Genomic DNA, 7500 nt, shown 5'->3' with positions numbered 1-7500 from the left:
CGTCGGCGACATCGAATCCTTGCCCTTCCTGGAGGCGATTCGCCAGATGCGGGTGGAAGAGGGACGCGAAAACGCGCTCTTCATGCACCTTACCTTAGTGCCGTACATCCGCACCGCCGGGGAGATCAAGACCAAGCCCACGCAGCACTCGGTCAAGGAGCTGCGCTCGATCGGTATCCAGCCGGATATCCTCTTGTGCCGGGCGGAGAAGCACCTGCCGGACGAGGAGCGGCGCAAGATCGCGCTCTTCACCAACGTCACCGAGGATGCGGTGATCTCCGCGGTCGATGCCGACAACATCTATCGGATCCCCCGGCTGCTGCACGACCAGAAGCTCGACGAGCTGGTGGTGCGCCAGTTCCGAATCGAGGCCCCCGAGGCGGATCTGCGTGAATGGGACCGGGTACTGGAAGGCTTCGATCATCCCGAGCAGGTCGTGCGCGTGGGTATGGTCGGCAAGTACATGCACCTCACCGAGGCATACAAATCGCTCTCCGAGGCGTTGGCCCACGCCGGCGTGCATACCAAGACCAAAGTCGAGATCGTCTATCTGGACTCCGAGGTGATCGAGCAGGAGGGGACCGACAGCCTCGACGGGCTCGATGCCATCCTCGTCCCCGGCGGGTTCGGCGAGCGCGGGATCGAAGGCAAGATCCAGGCGGCCCGGTACGCGCGCGAGCACCGCATCCCCTATCTCGGGATCTGTCTGGGGATGCAGATCGCCGTCATCGAGTACGCGCGGCATGTTGCCGCACTGGAGGGCGCCCACAGCACGGAGTTCGATCGCCAGACCCCGCACCCCGTGATCGCGCTCATCACCGAGTGGCGCGACGAGCGCGGGCGGATCGAGACCCGCGAAGAGGGCGTGGATCTGGGCGGCTCGATGCGCTTGGGCGGCCAGAATTGTCGTCTCGAGCCGGGTAGTCTTGCACGTAACGTCTACGGTAAGCCGCAGATCCGCGAGCGTCATCGGCATCGCTACGAGTTCAACATCTGCTATCTGAACGTCATGAAGGACGCCGGGATGCGTTTCTCCGGCTGGTCGCTCGACAACCGGCTGGTGGAAATTATCGAGATCCCGGACCATCCCTGGTTCATCGCCTGCCAGTTCCATCCGGAGTTCACCTCGACCCCGCGCGACGGGCATCCGCTTTTCTGCGGCTTCGTTCGCGCGGCGCTGACGCGGCGTCAATTGGTGCAGGATACTCGCGCATGATGCTCTTCCCCGGTTTCGAGGTCGGCTTGGATCGACCGCTCTTCCTGATCGCCGGTCCCTGTGTGATCGAGAGCGCGGGGCTGGCCGAGGACACGGCCGGCGCGCTCAAGGAGCTGACCGACGACCTGGGGATCCCCTTCATCTACAAGTCGTCCTTCGACAAAGCCAACCGCTCCTCCTCGGGCAGCTTCCGCGGACTCGGGCTGGAGCAGGGGCTGGCGATCCTGCAGGCCGTGCGCGAGCGCATCCGCGTCCCGATTCTCACCGACGTGCATGAAGACACGCCGCTGTGCGAGGTCGCGGATGTGGTGGATGTCCTCCAGACCCCGGCCTTTCTCTGTCGCCAGACCAATTTCATCCAAGCGGTCGCCAGCCAGGGCAAGCCGGTCAACATCAAGAAGGGGCAGTTCCTTGCTCCTTGGGACATGCGCCACGTGGTCGAGAAGGCGCGCGCGACCGGCAACACGCAGATCATGGTCTGCGAGCGCGGCGTCTCCTTCGGCTACAACAACCTGGTCTCGGACATGCGCGCGCTCTCGGTGATGCGCGAAACGGGCTGCCCGGTCGTCTTCGATGCCACCCATTCGGTGCAGCTGCCGGGCGGGCAGGGCGATCGTTCCGGCGGTCAACGCGAGTTCGTCCCGGTCTTGGCCCGCGCCGCGGTGGCCGTGGGCATCGCCGGTCTCTTCATGGAGACCCATCCGAATCCCGATGTGGCTCTAAGCGACGGCCCGAACGCCTGGCCTCTGGACAAGATGCGCGCCCTGCTCGAAACCCTGGTTCAGATCGATCGATTGGTGAAATCGGCCGGTTTCGCAGAGCAGGCGTCTTGAATCGAACAACGAGATCGGACACGCGTCGGCGTCGGACCGGTCGTCGCGAGACTCCCCGCTGAGGCCCTATCCCACTGTGATTCTTTTGCAAGAATCGCTTCGTTCCTGTTTTTGGAGAGACATGCCATGTCCGATATCATCGATGTTCGCGCCCGCGAGGTTCTGGACTCCCGCGGCAACCCCACCGTCGAGGCCGATGTGATCACGGCCGACGGCGCGATCGGCCGCTTCATCGTGCCGTCCGGCGCCTCGACCGGCTCGCGCGAGGCGCTCGAGCTGCGCGACGGTGACCGCTCCCGGTTCGGCGGCAAGGGCGTCCTGACCGCCGTCGCCAACATCCAGGGCGAGCTGCGCGACGCGGTCGTCGGCATGGAGGTCGGCGACCAAGCGGCCCTCGATCGCGCCATGATCGCGCTCGACGGGACCGACAACAAAGCCCGCCTCGGTGCCAACGCACTGCTCGGCGTCTCGATCGCCGCCGCGCATGCCGCAGCACAAGAGAAGGCGTTGCCGCTCTTCATGTCGCTTGCGACCGGACCCTACCGTTTGCCCGTACCCATGATGAACATCATCAACGGCGGCGAGCACGCGGACAACAGCGTGGACTTCCAGGAGTTCATGATCCTGCCGGTCGGCGCACCCAGCATCCGCGAGGCGGTGCGCTACGGTGCCGAGGTCTTTCATGCGCTCAAGTCCGTGCTGCACGGACGCGGTTTGGCCACCGGGGTCGGCGACGAAGGCGGTTTCGCCCCCGATCTGCCCTCCAACGAGGCGGCGATCGAGGCGATCCTCGAGGCGATCCACAAGGCGGGCTTCAAGGCCGGCTCGGACATCTATCTCGGCATGGACGTGGCTGCGTCCGAGTTCTATGCCGACGGCAAGTATCATCTCAAGGGCGAAGGCCGCACGCTCGACTCCGACGGCATGACCGACCTTCTGCTCGAATGGGTCGAGAAGTACCCCATCATCACCATCGAGGACGGCTTGGCCGAGGGCGATTGGGACGGCTGGAAGCGCCAGACCGAGCGTCTCGGGGGCAAGGTCCAGATCGTCGGCGACGATCTCTTCGTCACCAATACCAGGATCCTGCAGGAAGGTATCGACAAGGGCATCGCCAACTCCATCCTCATCAAGGTCAATCAGATCGGCACCCTGACCGAGACCCTGGATGCGATCGCCATGGCCCACGCCGCCGGCTACACCGCCGTCGTCTCGCACCGGTCGGGCGAGACCGAGGACACCACCATCGCAGATCTGGTCGTCGCGACCGGCACGGGCCAGATCAAGACCGGCTCGCTGTCGCGCTCCGACCGGGTCGCCAAATACAACCAGCTGATGCGCATCGAAGACCAGTTGGGCGACGAGGCCACCTATGCGGGTCGCTCTGCCTTCAAGTGGCTTTGATGGTTGGCGGGCAGGGGTCGGGCGTCTCCGTCCCCTGCTGCCGGCACTGAAGACACCCTCCATGCGACTCCTGATCCTCGTGCTGATCCTCTTGCTGGCCGGCCTGCAGTTTCGGCTTTGGGTCGGCGAGGGGAGCTTGGCCGAGGTGCACGGACTCAAGAACGAGATCGCGGCTCAGGACGAGGAGTTGGTGCGTCTGCGCGCGCGTAATCAGGAGCTCCAAGCCGAGGTGATGGACCTGCGCGAAGGGGTCGAGGCATTGGAGGAGCGCGCGCGTCGCGATCTGGGGATGATCAAGCCGGGAGAGATCTTCATCCAGGTCATCGAGCGCAACGCACCGGAGACGACGCCCCCGGAGGTGAAACGATGAGCCTTTCACCGGCCTTGTGGGCCGTGCTGCCTGCCGCCGGGGTGGGTCGGCGCATGGGCAGTGCAACGCCGAAGCAATATCTGGATCTCGCCGGTCGTGCAGTGATCGATCATGCGTTGGATCTCTTCGTGGCCGACGTGCGCATCCTTGGCGTCGTGGTTGCGCTGGATCCCACCGATCGCTACTGGGGCGCGACGGCCTATGCAGGCCATCCCAAGGTGACCCGCGCGCAAGGCGGCGCCGAGCGTTGCCACTCGGTCCTGAATGCGCTCGATGCACTCGGTGCCCGCGCCCATGCCGAGGATTGGGTGTTGGTGCATGATGCCGCGCGTCCCTGTCTGCGCTCGGCCGATCTGGATCGGCTGATCGAGGCGCTGATCGAGGACGAGGTCGGCGGCCTCCTCGGCATCCCGGTGCGCGACACCATGAAACGGGCCGAGCCGGACGATCGCATCGGCGCGACGGTGGATCGCGGATCCCTCTGGCATGCCTTCACACCCCAGATGTTCCGTCTCGGCCGGTTGCGTGCCGCATTGACCGATGCACTTCTCGCCAACCATCTCGTGACCGACGACGCCTCGGCCATGGAGCGTATCGGCCAAGCCCCGCGCCTGATCGAAGGCCACGCCGACAACATCAAGATCACGCGCGCCGAGGATCTCCCGCTCGCCCGCTTCTACCTGCAACAGCAGGGACGGCTGGGCTAATCCAAACTCGCAAATGCCTTCAGCCCCCTGCCTCCGGCCACGTGCACGCTCGCGCGATGGTGGCGGGAGGCCGGGGGCTGAAGGCTGGAGGCTTTCCAACATGCTCATCGGTCAGGGCTTCGACGCCCATCGTTTCGGCCCCGGACGCCCGCTGGTGATCGGCGGTCTGGAGATCCCGCACGACCAAGGCTTGCTCGCGCATTCCGACGGCGACGTGGCCATCCACGCACTCTGCGATGCCCTGCTCGGCGCGGCCGGACTCGGCGACATCGGTCGGCACTTTCCCGACACGGACGCCGCCTTCGCCGGCATCGACAGCCGCATCCTGCTGCGGCGCGTGATCGCGAGCCTCGCCGAGCGCGGACTGCGCGTGCACAACGCCGATCTCACCATCATCGCCCAGCGCCCCAAGCTCGCGGCCCATATCCCGGAGATGTGCACCCGTCTTGCCGCCGACATGGGCTGCGACCCCGCGCGCGTGAACGTGAAGGCGACCACGACCGAGCAGATGGGATTCACGGGCAGAGGCGAGGGTATCGCCGCCGCCGCCGTGGTGCTGTTGGCGGACGCTTAAGGTGTTGCTGCCGAGCTGGATACCGGTCGATGCCCTACCCCGAGCGCACGGCGCACCCCTTGCCTGCGGGCGCTTGCGTGCTCGACCGGAGGATTTTTGGGTCGAGGAACAGCTCGGGTTCGCCCCGGACGGCGAGGGCGATCATCTTCTGTTGTGGGTGCGCAAAACCAGCGCGAACACCGAATGGGCGGCACGTCGCCTGGCGCGTGTGTCGGGTGTGTCGGTCTCCACCGTCGGCTATGCCGGCCTGAAGGACCGTCACGCAGTGACACTCCAGTGGTTCTCGATCCCGCGTCCGCGCGAGGGCATGCCGGATTGGTCGATCCTCGTCGAGGAGGGCATCGAGGTCCTGGAAGCGCATCCGCACCGACGTAAGCTCAAGCGCGGCGCCCTGGCAGGAAACCGTTTCGAGATCCTGGTGCGCGAGCTCGATCGCGAGACCATCGTCGGGCTCGATGAACGGCTCGCGACGATCGGCGCGCGCGGAATCCCCAACTACTTCGGCGAGCAACGCTTCGGGCATGACCACTCCAATCTGGTGCGTGCCCATGCCCTCTTCGCCGGGACGGCCGGTCGTGTCCCCCGCCATCAGTCCGGCCTCTGGCTCTCCGCCGCACGCTCGCAGATCTTCAACGAGGTCTTGGCCGAGCGGGTTCTGCGCGGCGACTGGGACAGGCCGCTCGACGGGGACTGTCTCCAACTCGCCGGATCCAACTCCTACTTTCTCGCCGAGACCCTCGACGCCACGACGCAGACGCGCTGCGAGGGGATGGACGTGCACCCGACGGGCCCCTTGTGGGGCAAGGGCGAGCTGCCTTCGCGCGGATCGGTCCGGCAGCTCGAAGACGAGGTCGGCATGCGGTTTCCGACCTGGTGCGATGGGCTTGCCGCCTTCGGTTTGGCGCAGGAGCGTCGGTCTCTACGTCTGCCGGTGGCCGATCTGAGCGCCCAACGGGTCGACGACGGGTTGCTGCTGACCTTCTCCCTGCCGGCCGGCGCCTATGCGACGACGCTTCTGCGCGAGCTCGTCGACGTGAGCGAGGCCGCGGCGATCTGATGCTCGAGGATCACCGGATCTTCGTCGGGCTGGCCGTCGCTTTGGCCATCGGTCTGCTGATCGGCGTGGAGCGCGGTTGGAAGGAACGCAGCGTCGAGGAAGGACGACGCGTCGCGGGTGTTCGCACCTATGCCTTGCTCGGATTTCTCGGCGGGATTTCCGGGCTCGTCGCCGGACCTTCGGGCGGGTTGACGTTGGGATTGATCTTCGTAGGGCTTGCCGCAGCCCTGACGGTTGCGCACGTCCTGGACTACAGGCACGACGAGGATGTCGGCATCACCAGCCTCGTCGCCGGTTTGATGACCTTCTTGCTCGGGGCGCTTGCGGTGCTCGGCGAGCTGGCCGCCGCCGCGGCGGCGGCCGTGGTCACGGCCTTGCTGCTTGGATCCAAGCCGCTGATTCATCGCTGGATCCACGCCATCGAGCAGAAGGATCTCAAGGCCGGTCTTACCCTGCTGCTCATCTCCGTCGTGCTGTTGCCCTTGTTGCCGGATCAGGGGTACGGCCCCTGGAATGCCGTCAACCCGCGTGAAATCTGGTGGATGGTGGTGCTGATCGCGAGCATCTCCTTTGTGGGTTATTACGCGATGAAGCTCGTGGGGACGCGGCGCGGAATTTTGTTCACCGGTCTCTTCGGCGGTCTTGCGTCTTCGACCGCTCTGACCCTGCATTTCTCGCGCTTGGCGCGGGCTCGCAGGGAGATGGCGCCCGTGTTGGCCACCGCAATCCTGGTCGCCTGCGCGACCATGTTCCCCCGGATGTTGTTGGTATCGACCCTCATCCATCCGCCACTGCTGCCGTCCTTGCTCTGGCCCGCCACAGCGATGGCCCTGATCGCCTACGGATTCGCGGCCCTCTTCTGGCTGACCCAGCCGCGTGGCCGCGGCGAGGCGGACGCGCTTCTCGATAACCCGCTCGAGCTGAAATCCGCGGTCGGCTTCGGACTTTTGCTCGCGCTGGTGATGGTGTCGGCGAAAGGGATCGAGAGCTGGGTCGGGGCGAACGGCATCATGATACTGGCAGCCGCCTCGGGTATCGCGGATGTGGATGCCATCACACTCGCGATCGCGCGCATGAGCCGGGACGATCTTCCCGTCGGCATTGCGGTCTCGAGCATCGTCATCGCCGCGGCGGTCAACAGCCTGGTCAAAGGCATCATTGCCGCTTCGGTCGGTGGCCGTGCGCTGGGTCTGCGCGTCACCCTGCCGTTGCTCTGTGCGGGCCTGGCCGGCCTTGCCGTCGCCTGGTGGACGCTGTTTTGAACCTAAACCGCGCCCGGCGGGGTATGCGATGTTCTTGGATGGGATCGGCCCCGGCAGCCGTGACGACCGTTGTCGTC

At 65.7% G+C, this 7500-nt stretch carries 8 protein-coding genes; all 8 read left to right on the top strand.

Going from position 1 to position 7500, the window contains the following annotated elements:
- A partial coding sequence (locus GPT33_RS15575) for a CTP synthase (protein ID WP_296810605.1) occupies positions 1-1216 on the top strand: 1216 nt, incomplete at its 5' end.
- Positions 1213-2049, top strand: coding sequence for a 3-deoxy-8-phosphooctulonate synthase (gene kdsA / locus GPT33_RS15570; protein ID WP_296810601.1), 837 nt, complete (start codon positions 1213-1215; stop codon positions 2047-2049). The genes GPT33_RS15575 and kdsA, both read left to right, overlap by 4 nt.
- A gap of 126 nt (positions 2050-2175) precedes the next feature.
- Positions 2176-3453 carry a phosphopyruvate hydratase gene (gene eno / locus GPT33_RS15565; protein ID WP_296810598.1) on the top strand — a complete coding sequence of 426 codons (1278 nt, stop codon included), beginning with the start codon at positions 2176-2178 and terminating at the stop codon, positions 3451-3453.
- A 61-nt stretch (positions 3454-3514) separates the two neighbouring features.
- The gene (gene ftsB / locus GPT33_RS15560) at positions 3515-3823 is read left to right on the top strand and encodes a cell division protein FtsB (protein WP_296810596.1); all 309 of its coding nucleotides are present in this window, start codon (positions 3515-3517) and stop codon (positions 3821-3823) included.
- Positions 3820-4530 (top strand): 2-C-methyl-D-erythritol 4-phosphate cytidylyltransferase, encoded by a 711-nt coding sequence (gene ispD, locus GPT33_RS15555; RefSeq protein WP_296810592.1) that lies wholly within the window; start codon positions 3820-3822, stop codon positions 4528-4530. Before ftsB ends, ispD begins: the two co-directional genes overlap by 4 nt.
- 100 nt (positions 4531-4630) lie before the next feature.
- A complete protein-coding gene (gene ispF / locus GPT33_RS15550; RefSeq protein WP_296810589.1) occupies positions 4631-5104 on the top strand; it encodes a 2-C-methyl-D-erythritol 2,4-cyclodiphosphate synthase in 474 nt (157 codons plus the stop codon).
- Position 5105: 1 nt separating this feature from the next.
- Positions 5106-6161, top strand: coding sequence for a tRNA pseudouridine(13) synthase TruD (gene truD / locus GPT33_RS15545; RefSeq protein ID WP_296810587.1), 1056 nt, complete (start codon positions 5106-5108; stop codon positions 6159-6161).
- Complete coding sequence (locus GPT33_RS15540; protein WP_296810584.1) at positions 6161-7423, top strand: MgtC/SapB family protein; 1263 nt, start codon at positions 6161-6163, stop codon at positions 7421-7423. Before truD ends, GPT33_RS15540 begins: the two co-directional genes overlap by 1 nt.
- Positions 7424-7500: the final 77 nt, after the last annotated feature.

It is taken from the genome of Thiocapsa sp. (genome assembly GCF_011390875.1).
Lineage (GTDB): Bacteria > Pseudomonadota > Gammaproteobacteria > Chromatiales > Chromatiaceae > Thiocapsa.
This window is presented reverse-complemented; position numbering and strand designations above follow the sequence as displayed.

Coding starts and splice junctions, on each gene's coding strand:
- kdsA (WP_296810601.1), top strand. CDS start 1,213: ATGATGCTCTTCCCCGGTTTCGAGGTCGGCTTGGATCGACCGCTCTTC.
- eno (WP_296810598.1), top strand. CDS start 2,176: ATGTCCGATATCATCGATGTTCGCGCCCGCGAGGTTCTGGACTCCCGC.
- ftsB (WP_296810596.1), top strand. CDS start 3,515: ATGCGACTCCTGATCCTCGTGCTGATCCTCTTGCTGGCCGGCCTGCAG.
- ispD (WP_296810592.1), top strand. CDS start 3,820: ATGAGCCTTTCACCGGCCTTGTGGGCCGTGCTGCCTGCCGCCGGGGTG.
- ispF (WP_296810589.1), top strand. CDS start 4,631: ATGCTCATCGGTCAGGGCTTCGACGCCCATCGTTTCGGCCCCGGACGC.
- GPT33_RS15540 (WP_296810584.1), top strand. CDS start 6,161: ATGCTCGAGGATCACCGGATCTTCGTCGGGCTGGCCGTCGCTTTGGCC.